The sequence below is a fragment of the Acidocella sp. genome (genome assembly GCF_013044125.1).
Lineage (GTDB): Bacteria > Pseudomonadota > Alphaproteobacteria > Acetobacterales > Acetobacteraceae > Acidocella.
Genome location: NZ_JABEVC010000058.1, coordinates 21,548 through 35,542, shown reverse-complemented (window position 1 = coordinate 35,542; position 13,995 = coordinate 21,548). Strand labels below are relative to the sequence as shown.

Genomic DNA, 13,995 nt, shown 5'->3' with positions numbered 1-13,995 from the left:
CCATCGCTTTTGGCATCACCCCGGTCGCCTGCGTATACTACCCGGCCACGGCGCTGCCGGGCTGGCTGCAACCCGTGGCCATGGTGCTGCCGGCCGCGCATGTGTTCGCGGGCATGCGCGCGGGCTTGTTCCAGCATGCCGCCGACTGGCCGGACCTGGCCCAGGCATCCGCCCTCAACCTGGGCTGGATGCTGCTGGCCATCGTGATTTTCGGGGCTGAATTCCGCCGCGCCCGCGTCCGGGGCGCGCTCATCTCAATCGGGGAATGATTTTGACTCAATGTTTCTGGCTTATCCGTCATGCGCTTGTCCACCCGGACTCACTGACCCAGCTCTACGGCACCAACGACGTGCCGGTGTGCGATGTGACCATGGCCGCCGACGCGCCACGCTACGCAGCCCTGGCCGCTCGCCTGCCCCACCCTGCCCGGCTGATCTGCACGCCGCTCACCCGCACCCAGCTCACCGCCGCGGCGCTGGTCCGCGCTGGCTACCCCGATGAGACGCCGCTGATCGACCCTGCCTTCGTCGAGCAGAATTTTGGCAGTTTCCAGGGCCAGCCGATTTCGGATTTCGACGCGCGTTCCACCACAGAGCGGCATCCGTTCTGGCCGATCCACGCGCAGGAAACCCCGCCGGGAGGCGAGAACTTCGCCGATATGATCGCGCGCACCGGCGCCGGGCTGGAGCGGCTGCTGGCAACCCCGGAGCGTGACACCATTATCGTCACGCATGGCGGCGCCATCCGCGCGATGTGCGCTTATGCGCTTGGCCTCACCGCGCATCAGGCGCTCTGCTTCTCGGTGGACAATATCTCGCTCACCCGGCTGGAACATAACCGCCACGGGTGGCGTATCTTGTCGGTTAATGAACATCTCTCCACCACGGCTTGCGCAACCCCGCATACGCCCTCAAATGAAGAGCGCCGCCGGCATCCGAAACAAACCCAAGGAGTTGCCCCATGAAAACCTTTCTTCTCGGCATGGCCATCGCCACCGCCACGCTTGGCGCACCCGCCGTGGCGCTGGCCAGCACGCCGCAGCACCTGGTCGACAGCTCCACCCTCGCGGTTGAGGATATGATGGGCGGCGCCGAGGGCAGCCAGGCGCAGACATTCCTGCGCAAGGCCAAGGCCGTGGTGGTCTGCCCGGATGTTTTCCGCGCCGGATTCTTCATCGGCGGCGAGGGCGGCGGCTGCGTGATGGTGGCGCGCACCGCTGATGGCAGTTGGTCCTACCCAGCCTTCTACAACATGGGGAGCGGCAGCTTCGGCCTGCAGATCGGCGTGCAGAACGCTGAGGTGATGATGCTGATCATGACGAACGGCGGGTTGAACGCCATACTCAACAGCCAGTTCAAACTCGGCGCCGATGCGGGGCTTGCCGTCGCCACGCTGGGGGCCGGGGTGAGCGGCGCGATGTCCACCGCCATCAACGCCGATATCCTCACCTTCTCGAAAGCGCAGGGGCTCTATGGCGGGATCTCGCTCTCCGGCTCGGTGCTCTCCAACGACGCCGGTACGGAGCAAGCCTATTACGGCCAGCAGCTCGATGCCCGGCAGATCGTCGTGGATGGCCAGGGCTCCAACCCCGGCGCCAACCCGCTGCGCACGATTTTGACGCGCTACGGGCAGTAATTCACGGATTTGTTGTTTTTTCGATACAAACCCGCACAAATTGGGGTGCAAGCAAAAAATTAATTTTTACTAACAGTTAGTTATCGAAGATTTGCGTCCGGTGCTCCACGTGGAGCACCGGACATGAGTTGTTCAGTAGGTCACCACCGAGCGGACGCTCTCGCCGCGGCGCATCAGCTCAAAACCTTCGTTGATTTTCTCGAAGGGCAGCACATGGGTAATGAGATCATCGATGTTGATCTTGCCGTCCATGTACCAATCAACGATTTTCGGCACATCGGTGCGCCCGCGCGCGCCGCCGAAGGCCGTGCCCTTCCAGCTGCGCCCCGTGACGAGCTGGAACGGGCGGGTGGAGATTTCCTGCCCCGCGCCGGCAACGCCGATGATGATGGAGGTGCCCCAGCCGCGATGGCAGCATTCCAGCGCCTGGCGCATGACCTTGGTGTTGCCGATGCACTCGAAGGAGTAGTCCGCGCCGCCATCGGTGAGATTGACCAGATAGGGCACCAAATCCTCCCCGATTTCAGCGGGGTTCACAAAATGCGTCATGCCGAATTTTTCGGCCATGGGCTTGCGGGCGTTGTTAAGGTCCACGCCGATGATTTTATCCGCCCCAGCGATGCGCGCGCCCTGGATGACGTTGAGGCCGATGCCGCCGAGGCCAAAGATCACCACATTATCACCCGGCTGCACCTTGGCGGTGTTGAACACGGCGCCGATGCCGGTGGTGACGCCGCAGCCGATGTAGCAGATTTTATCAAACGGCGCGTCCTCGCGCACTTTCGCCAGCGCGATCTCGGGCAAGACTGTGAAATTGGCGAAGGTGGAGCAGCCCATGTAGTGCATCACCGGTGCGCCGTCGCAGGAGAAGCGCGAGGTGCCGTCAGGCATGACGCCCCGCCCTTGCGTGGCGCGGATGGCGGTGCAGAGATTGGTTTTGCGCGAGAGGCAGGATTTACAGTTGCGGCATTCGGGCGTGTAGAGCGGGATGACGTGGTCACCTTTTTTGAGCGAGGTGACGCCAGGACCAACCTCGACCACGATGCCAGCGCCCTCATGCCCCAGGACAGCGGGGAAAATGCCTTCAGGGTCGGCGCCGGAGAGGGTGTAGTCATCAGTGTGGCAGATGCCGGTGGCTTTGACCTCCACCATCACCTCACCGAATTTGGGCCCTGCGATGTCAATGATTTCGAGTGAGAGCGGCTGGCCCGCCGCCCGTGCCACGGCTGCGCGTGTTTTCATGATTCTGTGTCTCCCTTGAATGCCGATGCCGGATAGCCTTGGGCAAACAATAGAGAGGTAAGGCAGGTATGTTCAATACGGTTGCTCACCTGGGCGGCGACGACCGGCTTGGCGTGATAGGCGACACCCAGCCCCGCGGCCTGAAGCATGGCGAGATCATTCGCGCCATCGCCCACCGCCAGGGTGGCGGCGAGCTTCACCCCGCGTTTTTCCGCCAGCTCGGTCAACGTGGCGAGCTTGGCATTACGGTCGAGAATCGGCTCGGCGACCTCGCCGGTGAGGGTTGAGCCGTTGTCCAGCAGAGTGTTGGCGCGGTGGATGTCAAACCCCAGCTCGGCGGCGACGCGGGCGGTGAAATAGGTGAAACCGCCCGAGACCAGCGCCGTGGTGGCGCCAAAGCCGCGCATGGTGGCGATGAGGGTGCGCGCGCCGGGGCAGAACTCGATGGCGCTCCAGGTGCGCTCGAGGGCGGAAATATCCAGCCCCTTGAGCATGGCGACCCGCTCGCGCAATGCGGTGGCGAAGTCGATCTCGCCGTTCATGGACCGCGCGGTGATGGCGGCGATCTGCTCTTTCAGCCCGGCAAAAGCGGCGATTTCGTCCAGGGTTTCGGCGGTGACGATGGTGCTGTCCATATCCGCCACCAGCACAGCCTTGCGGCGGCCACGGAATTTGGTGACGAACACATCCAGCGCCTTGTGCTCCAGCACCATCTGGAGCTGGGCGGTATCTGGCGGGGTGGAGACGATGAATTCGGCGGCGTGCGCCGGGCTGAGCCAGTTGAGATGCTGGCCGGCGCAAAAATCGCGCGCACGCTCGGCCATGGCTGAAGTGAGGGGACCGGCTTGCCGGTTGGCTACCAAAATGACGATATAGGACATGGGCGAGACTGGTAGGACAGAGAACGGTGAGTGGGCAAGGGACACAGCGCGCGGGGCTGGCGGGGTGGCCGCGCGCCAGGGCAGGACTCTCGTCGTGCTCGCCGGGCCGACCGCGAGCGGCAAATCGGCGCTGGCCTTGGCGCTGGCGCGCGCGCTGGGGGGCACGGTCATCAACACCGATGCGATGCAGTGTTACCGGGAATTACGGCTGATCACGGCGCGGCCCTCGCCCGAGGATGAGGCGCTGGCGCCGCACCGGCTCTATGGGGTGCGCGCGGCGGCGGAGCCGGCCAATGCGGCCTGGTGGCGCGGCGCGGCGCTGGAGGAGATGAACAACTGCGGCTTGCCGATTCTGTGCGGCGGCACGGGGATGTATTTCTCGGCGCTGATCAACGGCATCGCGCAGGTGCCCGAGCCTGGAGCGCAGGCGCGCACCGAGGCGCGCGCGCTGCTCGCGGAGCTTGGCGCGCCGGGGCTGCATGCGCGGCTGGACGCCGAGACGGCCTTGCGGCTGAAACCCAATGACAGCCAGCGGGTGGCGCGGGCCTATGAGGTGCTGCTCGGCACTGGCCAGGGGCTGGCGGCATGGCAGCGGCAGACAACACACCGGCTGGAGGGCTGGCGGGTGCGGATGATTTTGCTGGACCCGCCGCGCGAAGTATTGCGCGAGGCGATTGCGGCGCGGTTCGCCGCGATGCTGGCCGCCGGGGCGGTTGAGGAGGTGAGGAATTTCCTCAGCCTGGGGCTGGATGCCAGCCTGCCGCTGATGCGCGCGCATGGGGTGCCGGAGCTGGGGGCGTATCTGCGCGGCGAAATCACGTTGGGCGAGGCCACCGCGCGGGCGGTGCTGGCGACGCACCAGTACACCAAGCGGCAGATGACTTGGTTTAAGCACCAGAAACTTACCGGCACCCCTGATATGCAAATAATACAATCAAGAATCGCAGGTTTTGAGCAACTTTCGGAAAGTTTTATTGGCAATTTGGTTAATTTTATAAATTTCCCCGGTTGACCCGCCGGGGCTGAACCTGTAGCGGTGCGGCTCTAGGCAATGGCAGGCGGTAGAATCGTTATGGACGGTACAATCACCACGGGTACAGGCGCCACGGGTACAGGCACCACGACAGAGATGATGGCATCGGGCGCGCAAGCGCTGCTCCGGGCGCTGAAGGCGCAGGGGGTGGATGTTATTTTCGGCTATCCTGGCGGCGCGGTGCTGCCGATTTATGACGCCATTTTCCAGCAGAACGCGATCCGGCATATTCTGGTGCGCCACGAGCAGGCCGCCGTGCATGCGGCCGAGGGCTATGCGCGCTCCACCGGCAGGGTGGGCGTGGTGCTGGTGACCTCCGGCCCCGGCGCGACCAATGCGGTGACCGGGCTGGTGGACGCGCTGATGGACAGCATCCCCCTGGTGTGTCTGACCGGGCAGGTGCCGACGCATCTGATCGGCAATGACGCCTTCCAGGAGGCTGACACCACCGGGATCACCCGCCAGGCGACCAAGCATAACTACCTCGTGAAACGCTCGCAGGATCTGACGCGCGTGGTGCATGAGGCGTTTCATGTCGCCAAGACCGGGCGGCCGGGGCCGGTGCTGATCGACCTGCCGAAGGATATTCTCATCAATCCCGCGCCCTATAGCGAGGCAAGCACGGCGCAGCACCGCAGCTACCGGCCGCGCACCGAGCCTGACCCGGCGCGCATCGCCGAGGCGATCGCCTTGCTCAAGCGCAGCGAGCGGCCGATTGTGTATGCGGGAGGCGGGGTGATTAACGCCGGGCCTGAAGCCGCCAAACTGCTGATTGAATTCGTGCGGCTGACCGGATTCCCCTGCACCACCACGCTGATGGGGCTGGGGGCGTATCCGGCCTCGGACCCGCAATTTGTCGGCATGCTGGGAATGCACGGCACTTATGAAGCCAATATGGTGATGCATGGCGCAGATGTGATGTTGAACATCGGCGCGCGGTTCGATGACCGGGTGACCGGGCGGTTGAATGCGTTCTCGCCCGGCTCGAAGAAAATTCATGCCGATATCGACCCCTCCAGCATCAATAAATCAGTCGCGGTCGATGTGGCCATTATTGGCGATGCGGCGGCGACGTTGCGCGCGCTGATTGCGGCGTGGAAAAATGACGCCGGAAAGCAGGACCGCGAGGCGATCGCCAAATGGTGGCAGCAGATTGATTTCTGGCGCGCGAAGGATTCGTTGCGCTTTACGCAGAACCGTGAGCGCGGCAGCATCATCAAGCCGCAATACGCGATCGAGCAGCTTTATAAAGCGACGCGGGGACGGGAGACGTTCATCACCACCGAGGTGGGGCAGCACCAAATGTGGGCCGCGCAGCACTTCAAGTTTGATAAACCCAACCATTGGATGACCTCCGGCGGGCTGGGCACGATGGGCTACGGGCTGCCAGCGGCGATGGGGGTGCAGGTGGCGCATCCGGATGCGCTGGTGATCGACATTGCAGGCGAGGCCAGCATTTTAATGAACATCCAGGAGATGGGCACGCTGGCGCAGTACCGGCTGCCGGTGAAAATTTTCATCCTGAACAACAAATACATGGGCATGGTGCGCCAGTGGCAGGAGTTGCTGCATGGCAACCGGTATTCGGAAAGCTACTCGGAGGCGTTGCCGGATTTCGTGAAACTGGCGGAGAGTTTCCATGCCGTGGGCTTGCGCGCGGAGAAGGTGGAGGACCTGGACCGGGTGATTGCCGAGATGCTCGCTGTGGACCGGCCGGTGATCGCCGATATCTGTGTGGATGAGAAGGAAAACGTGTTCCCGATGATACCATCAGGGGCCGCACATAATGAGATGTTGCTGGGGCCGGAGCACAAAAATGGCGGCAACCCTGGTGTAACCGATGCAGGATTGGCGCTGGTATAATGTCTGACACAAATATGCGCTCCGCCACGATTTCAGTGCTGGTGGAAAACGAGTCTGGCGTGCTGGCCAGGGTTATCGGGCTTTTTTCGGGCCGGGGCTATAATATTGACAGTTTGACGGTGGCGCCGGTGGAGCGCGATGGGTCAAAAAGCCGGATTACCGTCGTGACCTCGGGCACGGAGATGGTGATCGAGCAGATAAAGGCGCAGCTGGGCCGGCTGGTGCCGGTTTATAAGGTTGCTGATTTGTCCAAAGAGGGACCGCATCTGGCGCGGGAACTGGCGCTGATAAAGGTGGTGGGCACGGGCAATACGCGCCAGGAGGCGCTGCGGCTGGCTGATGCGTTTCGCGCGCGGGTGATTGATGCCTCGACCGAGAGCTTTATTTTTGAGCTGACCGGGGCGACGGATAAATTGGATGCGTTTTTGGATTTGATGCGCCCGCTGGGGCTGGCGGAAGTGAGCCGGACAGGTGTGGCGGCGATTGCGCGGGGGAAAGTGGCGATTGAGTGAGTTTTCCCCAGGACGCGAAGCGCACCGCCCTTACCCTTGGTTAAATGACAAGCCTGCCTCACGGAATATGTGTATGCGTGAAGTATGGCCATTGCCTGTGAGTAGCCAGTTTTCCACGCGGGCGGAGTCTAAACCAATTTCCTTTAGAAGCAGCACCTGAACAATCAAAGCAAGCCCATCAGTTTTCCAAGCTATATCCAGACTATAGTCGTTTTGAAATAAATTCTTGTTTCCGTGAGACAAAAAATTGCGGTAATCCGTGCATTTCTCTGCAAATTTATTTTTTGTCTTTCGATTAATTTTAGAAACTGCTTTTTCTAATGACCTTTGAATCTTTGCTTGCAGATCTTTATTTTTAGACATATTAAGTATTTGATCGGCATAAGCCTCCAATGCCGCAACGAACAATAAAAACTTCGACTCAAGATAGGTGTCATTATTGTATTTTGCCGAAAAATAAAAAATAAACGCTGCCTTGATTTGCTCATATGTTTTGAAATATCGTTGGGCTATGATCGGGAACTCGGCCTCTATCTCATGATATAAAAAAGGAGTATTGCGCTGATTGAATTTATCTACATCGACAGAGTGGCGTCTCAAATAAAGTTTGACCCACCATGGATGCTGCGCTGATCGAAGCGCAGGAAACGGTAGGATAATTTCATTCCCAGAAAGCAGCCGAAAAAGCCTTTCTAATTCATTTAGAATATCCCAATATTTTTTAAATGATACGGTTTCTATATTCGAAACTACGAGTCTTTTGATCTCCTTAAAAGTATTGGTTTCAGAACCATCTTCATTAGGATTGAAGGAACAGTCCGATTTTATCACCATACGCATTCCACCAATACAAAATTCAATGTCCGTCGGCCGTTTATAGTGGAGATGAAAATCGCCGTTTTTTTCGTATTTGCAGTCAACATTAGAGGTAAACCAACTCGTCAGAGATGAAAGGTTAATCTCCATTTCATCGAAAAGGTTTGATTCGGAAAAAAAAGCCTCGGTTTGCGATATCAGACAGTATTCAGCAGAAAACCCTTCTTGAGATATGCCATGCGAACAAAATCCCTCCCGAGCGCGCTTTAACTGATGGAGGGCTACCCAATTGCCGTCCGCTAGAACCCCAAAGATGTTGTCTTTGTAAACTTGATCTTCTACTTCTCTCTCGGGTAATCGGCCAAGACATTGTAGGTCGATCTCACCGTCGTCAGTAATTCTCAATCTTCCCGGAACAGCTGAGTCCGGTGCTTTAAGGCGTGATTCACGCTTTTCTGTTGCCCACCAGAAATAGCCAAGTTGGTCGACAATTAGGGTTTTGTCCGTAAAATCTCTATCCATTTCAATTATTTTCCAAAGTCATAAACATCAACCGCCGCCGCTGCCGCGTCGGTCGCAAAGGCGAGGCGGAGAACGGGCACACTATTCCTTGGACGAGGCGGCCAGTTTTTCACATGCCAGAACTTTTAGCCCGGCGAAATCAAGCGGCCCGGCGTCACCACTGGCCACACCATCATCCCAGGATTGCCGCAACCGGGCACGAGAATCGGCTTCGCGCGCGTCGGCGCGTTCCAGCAGGCGCAGAGCCTCGCGCACAACCTCGCTCGTTGAGGTGTAGCGGCCAGACTCCACTTTGCTCTTGATGAGGCCGAGTAGTTCGGGCGTGAGTGAGATGGAGATGTTCATGGACGCGGTCCGGTGATGTGAGAAAGTATTAAAATTTAATAGCGCAAGCGGCGGTGCTGGTCACGGAAAAACTCGACTTGATGGCGTGGACAGGGTAGTATGACGCTTTGTCATACACCCGGAGCAACCCCATGGACACTGTAACCGTTCGAAAACAAGGCAACTCCGTCGGCGTGGCGATTCCGGCGGAGACGCGGGTGCGGATGGGGTTTGAGGTCGGGCAGGAGTTGACCCTGGTGGAGCTGGCGGATGGGATCAAGCTGGTAAAGCGCAATCTGGCGCTGGAGAAGCAGCTGGCGGCGGCGCGGGAGGTTTTGCGCGAACAGGCTGATGCCCTGGCCGGGTTGGCGAAGCGGTGAGCGCGCCGGCGTTTTTGGAGCCGGATGCGGTTTTGTTCCTGCATGACCAGTCGATCCGCGAATATGGCGGGTATCATGGCCTGCGCGATGAGGCGTTGCTGAACAGCGCGCTCAACCGGCCGGTGGACAAATTTGGTTATGATCCGGCGGTGGACTGGACGGCGATGGGGGCGGCGTATGCGTTCGGGATTGCCAAAAACCATGCGTTTCTCGATGGCAACAAGCGCACCGCCTGGGCGTGCTGCGTGTTGTTTTTAAAAATAAACGGCATCGAGCTGCATGTTTCGGCGGCGGCGGCGGTGGAAAACATGGTTGCGCTGGCGACCGGGGGCATGAGCGAGGACAGTTTTGCCGCGTGGCTGCTCAGGTCTCTCCGGTGAAAAACTCCGCCAGCGCGCCGGCGATGAGCGCGAAAATCATTGCTTTTTTGGGGTCGCGGCGGACCAGATAGGCGGCCAGGCGCAGCACCGTGCCGAGGGTGAGGCTGAATTCGGCCCGCCGGGCGCGCTCACGCGCGCGGGCGGCGCGCAACACGGCGCCGCCGATGAGGCCGAGGGCCAGAGCCAAGGCCAGCAGCGCCGCGCCGGTGACGAGGGCCGCCTGCGCGGGCGCGAGATGCGCGGCCAGCCAGATGTAGAACGCGGCGATGAAAAACCCGGCGGCGGCAAAGCCCAGGAGCAACATGGCCAAGCCCATGCCGCCCCATAGCGCCGAGGCTCTGGCATAAAAACGCACATGCCGGGAGAGCGGCACGCGGCGTTACCGGTGGCGGAGCAGATTAGCCGCCAGCAGGCCAATGCCGAAGGCAATGGCGACGCTGGTGACCGGGCGCTCGGTGACTTCCTTCTCCAGCCGGGAGACCGCATCCTTGCCCGCGCCTTTTGCCTTGCCGCCAAAACCTTCCAGCTGGTGTTCCAGCGCCGCGAGGCGGGCTGCCACGTCCTCGCTGTGCAGATAGGCGTTGAAATGCTCCAGCGCCTCGGCGGGGTTGGCGCCAAGCTTGGCCTTCATCGCGGCCAGGTCGGCGCGAAAGCGGTTGAACTCGTGTTTGAGGAAATTGATGTCGGCGGGGCCGGTATCCATCTGGCTGGCAGTCATATTCTGAACTCCTGAACGGGATAACGATACGCAACCAACTATAGGCTTTTTGGCGGCGGACGGCTATCGTTCCGATTCTGGAGTTCGCAGCACCGGAATATCTTCACTCACGGGAAACTTAATTTGTTTTCAGTGGCCTGCTTGTCCCTTCCGTCCGCTGCCAGATGCCGCGGACTTCAGGGGCAGGACACTAGCCATGTTTTCAGTGGCCTGCTCGTCCCTTCCGTCCGCTGCCAGATGCCGCGGACTTCAGGGGCAGGACACTATTTTTTTGTTTTCAGTGGCCTGCTCGTCCCTTCCGTCCGCTGCCAGATGCCGCGGACTTCAGGGGCAGGACACTATCTTTTTGTTTTCAGTGGCCTGCTCGTCCCTTCCGTCCGCTGCCAGATGCCGCGGACTTCAGGGGCAGGACACTATCATTGCTTATCGTACACAATCCGCCGTTGAAACGGGTGGCGCGCGGGTGGACGCGCAGAGTTGTCTTGCACCCGTGCGGGGGCGGTGGCATGTCCCTTACTAATGCAGCGTTTTTTTGGCCCGTTAATTTTCGCAGCGCTTCTGCTCGGCCCCCGGGGCGTGGCAGCCGCACAGGTGATGGGGGCGCCCGCTTCCCTGGCGCCGCTGGTGCATGCGGTCGCCCCTGTGGTGGTCGGCATTACGGTGATGCAGGCGCCGGGCACGCCGGAGAAGCATGGTCCGGCGGGCGGGGTGGCGGAGGCCGCGGGGTCTGGCTTCATCGTCAGCCGGGATGGGATGATTGTCACCAATGACCATGTGATTGCCGGGGCGGCGCGAATCATGGTGACGCTGAACGACGGCGAGCAGTTTCCGGCGAAACTGGCCGGGGCGGATGATCTGACCGATATCGCGGTCATTAAAATTACGTCACCCCGCCCGTTGCCGGTTGCCGTCTGGGGCAACTCCGCCAGCGCGCAGGTGGGCGACTGGGTGCTGGCCGCGGGCAACCCGTTCGCGCTGGGGAACTCGTTCACCCTGGGGATTATTTCCGCCGAGGGGCGCGATATTGGCGACGGGCCGTTCGACCATTTTCTGCAACTTGATGCTCCGATCAACCCCGGTAATTCGGGTGGGCCGGCGTTCAATATGGCGGGGGCGGTGATCGGCATAAACTCAGCCATTGTCTCGCCTTCCGGCGGTTCGGTGGGTCTCGGCTTCGCCATTCCCAGCAACAGCGCGCGCCCAATTGTTGCCGCGCTGATCGCGCATGGCGAGATCGCGCGCGGGTGGCTTGGCATCTCGGTGGCGGACCGCGGCGGCGGCGCGCAAGAGGGGGCGCGCATTACCGGCGTGGAGCCCGGCGGACCGGCCGCCAGGGCGGGGCTGAATGCCGGGGAGGTGGTGGTTGCGGTGAACGGCCGCACGATTGGCGGCGCCACCGCGTTAACGCGGGCCATTGCCTCCATGGCGCCGGGGACTAAGGTGCTGCTTGGGATTAGCGAGAATCAACATATATTCGGCGTGCCGGTGATTATCGCCCGCAGGCCGGTGCAATTGGGAGAATAGCGATGCGCATACTCGTCGTGGAAGACGATAAGGACGTTGCTGGGTTTGTTCTGAAGGGCCTGCGCGAGGCGGGACATACGGTGGAACATGCCGATAACGGGCGGGATGGGCTTTTTCTTGCCGCCTCGGAGAATTTCGACGCCATCATCCTGGACCGGATGCTGCCCGGGGGGATTGATGGGCTGCGCCTGCTGGAGACCTTGCGCGCGCAGGACAACGCAACGCCGGTGCTGTTTCTCTCGGCGTTGAGCCAGGTGGATGACCGGGTGAAGGGGCTGAAGGCGGGGGGTGATGACTATCTGACCAAGCCGTTCGCCTTCGCGGAGTTGCTGGCCCGGGTGGAGGCGCTGACCCGGCGCGGCAAGAGCGATGGCCCCACGACCAAGCTCTGCGTGGGCGACCTGGAAATGGATCTGCTCTCACGCAGCGTGCGCCGGGGGACGCAGAAGATCGATCTGCAGCCGCGCGAGTTCCGGCTGCTGGAATATCTGATGCGCCATGCCGGACAGGTGGTGACCCGCACCATGCTGCTGGAGGGCGTGTGGGATTATCACTTCGACCCGCAGACCAATGTGATTGATGTGCATGTGTCGCGCTTGCGCCAGAAGATCGACAAGCCGTTCGAGCTGCCATTGCTGCATACAGTGCGCAACGCCGGCTACATGCTGCGCGCGGAAGAGGTGTGACGGCGCAGCTGGCGGAGCCCTGAATGGAGACAACCCCGCTCTCGGAAGCTGAATCCGGCGCGCGCGCCGTCCAGGAAGCCGCAACGCCCCGCGAGCCCCGGCGCAAGGGGAAGCCGCTGATCCGCTCGACCGGAATCCGCTTCGCGGTGACGTATGCGCTGGTGTTCGGGCTCTCCGCCTTCACGCTGGCGTTTTCGCTGTGGTACTCCACGGTGGGACTGTTGCAGCGGCAGGTGCAGTTCGCGATCCTGAACGATGCCACGGCGCTGAACGAGCATTACCAGATCGGCGGCCTGCCCTCGCTCATCAACGCCATTCACAGCCGGCTTACCGACTCGGGCGACAGCGACGGGATTTATCTGCTGCTCGACCCGTTGGGCAACCATATCATCGGCAACCTCGACCAATGGCCCGCCGGGCTCAACCGGATCAACACCTGGTATGAGCTGCCGGTAACTCGCAAGGGGACACGCTCGATTTCACTGCTGCGCGCCTATACGCTGAGCGGCGGCGAGCAACTGTTGATCGGGCGGGATGTGAGCGCGAGGGCGCAGCTACGCGGCGTGATGCGCGATGCGCTGCTCTGGGCCCTGGGACTGATGATTTTTCTCGGCCTGCTGGGCGCGGTGCTCATTCGCTCGATGTTCCGGCGCATGATGCGCGATATATCGACCACCACGCGCGCCATTGCGCTGGGCGATTTGACGCGGCGCATCCCCAAGCACGGCAACGGCGATGAGTTCGATGAGTTGGCGGAGATCATCAACGACATGCTGGAGCGCATCGCGCGGCTGATGGATGGGGTGCGCCAGGTCTCTAATGCCATCGCCCATGACCTGCGCACGCCGATCACCCGCGCGCGCACCCGGCTGGAGGATGCGGCGCTGCACGCCCATACCAAGGAGGACCTGCAATTAGCGGTCGAGCGGGCGATGCTGGACCTGGACGGCGTGGTGGGCGTGTTCGAGGCGCTGCTGCGGATCGCGGAGATAGAGGCGGGGTCTCGCCGCTCAGCTTTTGCCGCCATCGACCTCGCGCCGATGCTGCGCGACATCGACGAACTCTATCGCGCCGTCGCCGAGGAGCGCGGGTTGATCCTGGATACCAGGATCGATGAACCCCTGCCCCTGCTCGGCGACCGGGAACTGGTGCAGCAGGCGATCGCCAACCTGCTCGACAATGCGCTGAAATTCTCCGCCACCGGAACGACCATCCGCTTCACGGCGCGGGTGGAGGAGGCGTTGATCGAGATTTGCATCGCCGACCGCGGGCCGGGAATTTCCGAAGAGGACCGCAGCCGCGCCACGGAGCGCTTCTTCCGCGCGGAATCGGCGCGCTCAACCGCCGGGTCTGGCCTGGGGCTCGCTCTTGTCGCCGCGGTGGCGCAGCTGCACAACGGCACATTGCGCCTGGCCAACAACAACCCCGGCCTGCGGGCCATCATCACCCTTCCGGCGCGGCGCGGGTAGAGCGCTCACC

General features: G+C 61.4%; 16 protein-coding genes and 1 pseudogene. 11 read left to right on the top strand and 6 right to left on the bottom strand.

The window, feature by feature from the left end; genetic code table 11:
• From HKL97_RS03405 to HKL97_RS03395, 3 genes and pseudogenes are all read left to right on the top strand, one after another.
• Positions 1 to 269: pseudogene (locus tag HKL97_RS03405) on the top strand (ABC transporter permease); the annotation flags it as partial.
• Between the two features lie 2 nt (positions 270 to 271).
• Positions 272 to 964 carry a histidine phosphatase family protein gene (locus HKL97_RS03400; protein WP_408820651.1) on the top strand — a complete coding sequence of 231 codons (693 nt, stop codon included), beginning with the start codon at positions 272 to 274 and terminating at the stop codon, positions 962 to 964.
• Complete coding sequence (locus tag HKL97_RS03395; protein ID WP_291422695.1) at positions 961 to 1,635, top strand: lipid-binding SYLF domain-containing protein; 675 nt, start codon at positions 961 to 963, stop codon at positions 1,633 to 1,635. The genes HKL97_RS03400 and HKL97_RS03395 overlap by 4 nt, the downstream gene beginning before the upstream one ends.
• Positions 1,636 to 1,767: 132 nt before the next feature.
• Here the strand turns inward: HKL97_RS03395 and HKL97_RS03390 are convergent, their stop codons facing one another.
• Together HKL97_RS03390 and serB are read right to left on the bottom strand one after the other, a co-directional pair.
• Positions 1,768 to 2,877, bottom strand: a complete 1,110-nt coding sequence (locus HKL97_RS03390) for an S-(hydroxymethyl)glutathione dehydrogenase/class III alcohol dehydrogenase (protein ID WP_291422694.1) — start codon at positions 2,875 to 2,877, stop codon at positions 1,768 to 1,770.
• Positions 2,874 to 3,758 (bottom strand): phosphoserine phosphatase SerB, encoded by an 885-nt coding sequence (gene serB, locus HKL97_RS03385; protein ID WP_291422693.1) that lies wholly within the window; start codon positions 3,756 to 3,758, stop codon positions 2,874 to 2,876. The genes HKL97_RS03390 and serB overlap by 4 nt, the downstream gene beginning before the upstream one ends.
• On the opposite strand from serB, the gene miaA reads away from it, so the two are divergent.
• The 3 genes from miaA (at position 3,757) to ilvN (ending at position 7,166) form a co-directional block, all read left to right on the top strand.
• Positions 3,757 to 4,770: a tRNA (adenosine(37)-N6)-dimethylallyltransferase MiaA gene (gene miaA / locus HKL97_RS03380; protein ID WP_291422692.1), complete on the top strand. Its 1,014-nt coding sequence runs from the start codon at positions 3,757 to 3,759 to the stop codon at positions 4,768 to 4,770. The genes serB and miaA overlap by 2 nt on opposite strands.
• Positions 4,771 to 4,890: 120 nt before the next feature.
• Entirely contained in the window at positions 4,891 to 6,654 is a 1,764-nt protein-coding gene (locus tag HKL97_RS03375) for an acetolactate synthase 3 large subunit (RefSeq protein WP_291422698.1), read from the top strand.
• The gene (gene ilvN / locus HKL97_RS03370; protein ID WP_291422691.1) at positions 6,654 to 7,166 is read left to right on the top strand and encodes an acetolactate synthase small subunit; all 513 of its coding nucleotides are present in this window, start codon (positions 6,654 to 6,656) and stop codon (positions 7,164 to 7,166) included. Before HKL97_RS03375 ends, ilvN begins: the two co-directional genes overlap by 1 nt.
• 30 nt (positions 7,167 to 7,196) lie before the next feature.
• Here ilvN and HKL97_RS03365 read toward each other — a convergent pair whose 3' ends face one another.
• Positions 7,197 to 8,504, bottom strand: coding sequence for a HEPN domain-containing protein (locus tag HKL97_RS03365; protein WP_291422690.1), 1,308 nt, complete (start codon positions 8,502 to 8,504; stop codon positions 7,197 to 7,199).
• An 81-nt stretch (positions 8,505 to 8,585) separates the two neighbouring features.
• The gene (locus HKL97_RS03360; protein WP_291422689.1) at positions 8,586 to 8,849 is read right to left on the bottom strand and encodes a type II toxin-antitoxin system ParD family antitoxin; all 264 of its coding nucleotides are present in this window, start codon (positions 8,847 to 8,849) and stop codon (positions 8,586 to 8,588) included.
• A 131-nt stretch (positions 8,850 to 8,980) separates the two neighbouring features.
• Here HKL97_RS03360 and HKL97_RS03355 point away from each other — a divergent pair, with 131 nt between their 5' ends.
• Positions 8,981 to 9,208, top strand: a complete 228-nt coding sequence (locus HKL97_RS03355) for an AbrB/MazE/SpoVT family DNA-binding domain-containing protein (RefSeq protein ID WP_291422688.1) — start codon at positions 8,981 to 8,983, stop codon at positions 9,206 to 9,208.
• A complete protein-coding gene (locus HKL97_RS03350) occupies positions 9,205 to 9,588 on the top strand; it encodes a type II toxin-antitoxin system death-on-curing family toxin (RefSeq protein ID WP_291422687.1) in 384 nt (127 codons plus the stop codon). Before HKL97_RS03355 ends, HKL97_RS03350 begins: the two co-directional genes overlap by 4 nt.
• On the opposite strand, the gene HKL97_RS03345 is transcribed toward HKL97_RS03350, so the two are convergent.
• Both HKL97_RS03345 and HKL97_RS03340 read right to left on the bottom strand, forming a co-directional pair.
• Positions 9,572 to 9,961 carry a hypothetical protein gene (locus tag HKL97_RS03345; protein WP_291422686.1) on the bottom strand — a complete coding sequence of 130 codons (390 nt, stop codon included), beginning with the start codon at positions 9,959 to 9,961 and terminating at the stop codon, positions 9,572 to 9,574. The two genes, HKL97_RS03350 and HKL97_RS03345, sit on opposite strands and share 17 nt — an antisense overlap.
• A gap of 6 nt (positions 9,962 to 9,967) precedes the next feature.
• Positions 9,968 to 10,306, bottom strand: coding sequence for a hypothetical protein (locus tag HKL97_RS03340; protein ID WP_291422685.1), 339 nt, complete (start codon positions 10,304 to 10,306; stop codon positions 9,968 to 9,970).
• 594 nt (positions 10,307 to 10,900) lie between these two features.
• Here HKL97_RS03340 and HKL97_RS03335 point away from each other — a divergent pair.
• The 3 genes from HKL97_RS03335 to HKL97_RS03325 are packed head-to-tail and all read left to right on the top strand — an operon-like array spanning position 10,901 to position 13,985.
• Positions 10,901 to 11,830, top strand: a complete 930-nt coding sequence (locus HKL97_RS03335) for a S1C family serine protease (RefSeq protein WP_291422684.1) — start codon at positions 10,901 to 10,903, stop codon at positions 11,828 to 11,830.
• Between the two features lie 2 nt (positions 11,831 to 11,832).
• Positions 11,833 to 12,516 (top strand): response regulator transcription factor, encoded by a 684-nt coding sequence (locus tag HKL97_RS03330; protein WP_291422683.1) that lies wholly within the window; start codon positions 11,833 to 11,835, stop codon positions 12,514 to 12,516.
• A 23-nt stretch (positions 12,517 to 12,539) separates the two neighbouring features.
• On the top strand, positions 12,540 to 13,985 hold the full coding sequence (locus HKL97_RS03325) for a HAMP domain-containing sensor histidine kinase (RefSeq protein WP_291422682.1): 1,446 nt from the start codon (positions 12,540 to 12,542) through the stop codon (positions 13,983 to 13,985).
• The last annotated feature ends 10 nt before the right edge of the window (positions 13,986 to 13,995 follow it).